The following is a 2650-nucleotide window of genomic DNA, read 5'->3' on the forward strand; positions in this document are numbered from 1 at the left end:
GGAGGAGAAAATGCCGGAGTTAATAGTTCCATCCAGCTGGAGTCACGATGTGACCATCGACTGGCTGCAGTCTGTAAATAAACAGGAAAATGAACATGAGGCTTTTTCAATTGCTTCAACCCACAACACCGGAGGCAATTATTTGGGAGAGACTTTGGTTAACCAGGCCAAACGAGTGGAGGCAAAAGAAATATGGAGCACCGAACTCCATGAATGGGGGGGAGTAGAATCTTCCGAAGAGATCAAAAATTCCAGCATTCTTTGGCGTCACATTCGTGACGGGTTCAATGGATTTGCTACCTGGCTTTTTTATGGGAATTATGCGGGGAGGTTTCATGCCATGTTGTGGACCCATCCCAACAAGGGCATCCGTAAATCTACCAAATATGAGATCTTCAAGAAACTGGTAAACAATACCAACAGGGGGTATTACCTGCATACACCTCCGATCCATTCCAACGTGCATACGGCAGCTTTTGTCAGGGGAAATTTTCTGAATGTTTGGGTTTTAAATAATTCAGACGTTTCTTTTGATTCGCTCACCTATAACCTCGAGAGTTTTCATACGGAAGCGCATGTGGCTAAGGAGATCAGATGGAATGCCCAAACGCCCCGCTCAGGCATGAACGATGCTTTTATCCCCGGCTCTGAATCGGTCACCAGGAACATCGCCCCGCATTCCCTCTATTCTTTCAAAGTGAAATTAACTGAACCCGTGGAAGGTGGATATGACAAACAACCCAGGGATACCCTTTCCGGTATTTCCTTAAGTGATACGGTTGCTATCCAGGCAAGCGGTTTTGTTGACGGGGTATATCAGGGTAACTTACCTGCACTGGCTGATTCAGTTCTTCCCGGATGGGACAAGAGAAACCTGAATGTCACCCAGGTTCCGGAACCTGGAACAACTGTTCAGGGCAGGGGCAACAAAGTCGTGCTGAAAGCCAGTAATCAAAAGGGAGATACTACCAGGGTGCATGTTCGTGTGAATGTACTGGCAGATACTGAAAAGCCTACTGTTAAATGTATTTCAGATACAACGGTGTATGTTAATACGGATACAGTATATACAGTTGCCGGTGATGAGTTTGCTCCGGCAGATACTTCAGACAATACCTCTATCGTACAATTAACAAACAACATTACCGGTACTCAGCCTTTGGAGGGGACAACTTTACCATTAGGAACCACAGCAATTAGCTGGATAGCGAAAGATATAGCAGGCAATCAGAACTATTGTAGATTTGATGTGACCGTGGAAGAGAAAATTACCGGAAACAGGAGAATAAGAAAGAGCAAAATATCTGTTTATCCGAATCCTGTCATAAGAAAGGTGTATTTTCATTCTGAAGAGCGTTCGGTGCATTCTGTCAGTCTCACAGACTTAACAGGGAAGTTATTGCTGAGAAAAACAAATGTCGGGACCAATGGCAGCATAGATCTATCCTGGTTCGAAAGTGGAATTTATCTTTTTAGGGTTAAAACAGGCAAAAAAGTGTATACAAAAAAAGTCGTGAAAAATTGAATCGGCCAGGTTCCTGAATGCATTCCGGAGTTTTTCCGACTGGTATGGTATTTTTCGCTAAAGAGCCGGGATATAGTATAATATAAAGATGCAGGTATTTTCGGTCGGTATGGCAAACACAGGTTTTTATGGTTAAATTACTCATAATCAATGAAGTATTTATATGATACCAGTCAAAATTCCATATTGATTTTCATTTTGTTATTAACCTCGGGGTTTTTATCATTTTTCTAAAACGATTGTAAAGCAACAGAAACATGCAGAACGGACCCTTCTTCAAATGGTGTTGGATAAGAAATTGACACAATTGTACCTGACGCGTGGTAATCCTATGCATGATTCTTTATATTTATTTGAAAGTCAATTTTTAATATGTTTAAAATTGGTTGTATGCAGAAACTATTTGTTATAATCTTTTTTCTTTTTACACCGTATTTTATGCTTTCTCAGCATCAGATTCACCCCGACTCGTTGACAGGGGTAAAATGGAAGCCTGATAACCTGGAAAGTAGCGGCAGGGATTACGCCGTCTCTCCGGATCTGGAGTATGGAAATTTAACCCGCCGTGAAGCAGTTGAAGCTCTTAATAGTTTTGATATAGAGGCAGTAGTTTTGAGATACAATGAAGCCGACAGGATTGAACCGGGTATTGAAGATCCCTGGCCCAGGGAGGCTTTTGATACCGCTGCTTTCAATCTGATCAAGGAGATTAAGGCGCACAGTGCGCAAACAAGCGTTTATTTCTGGAAACGCCAGTGGTTCAATCGCAATGAAAGCCAGGTGGATATGTTTGTGGATCCGATGGTCAAATACATCGATTCCGCCAGGGCCCAGGGATTTGATGATGTTGTAGCCGGAGTATGTCCTATTGAAACCAACCTGGGCAATTCTACCCAGACCCTTGCCAAAGCATTGCAGGTAGCAGGCGAGATAAATGAGAGAACCGATGGCTGGCTCAAAGACAAAACCTTTTACTGGCCCGGGGCCGGAATGGGTCAATGGTTTGTTAATATTGATGTTGGGGGAGAATCCTTTTTTAAGTCCATTCAAAGAGAATGCAAACATTTCGCCTTTATTTTTAAATACATGCTGAGCCAGCCTACCCATGAAGACTTTCATAAAAAC

At 42.7% G+C, this 2650-nt stretch carries 2 protein-coding genes; both read left to right on the top strand.

From position 1 onward, the window contains the following. A partial coding sequence (locus tag KGY70_20575; protein MBS3777601.1) for a T9SS type A sorting domain-containing protein occupies window positions 1-1525 on the top strand: 1525 nt, incomplete at its 5' end. Window positions 1526-1915: 390 nt separating this feature from the next. Then, window positions 1916-2650: hypothetical protein (locus tag KGY70_20580; protein MBS3777602.1), on the top strand; the 735-nt coding region annotated here is incomplete at its 3' end.

The sequence above is a fragment of the Bacteroidales bacterium genome (assembly GCA_018334875.1).
Lineage (GTDB): Bacteria > Bacteroidota > Bacteroidia > Bacteroidales > UBA12077 > JAGXLC01.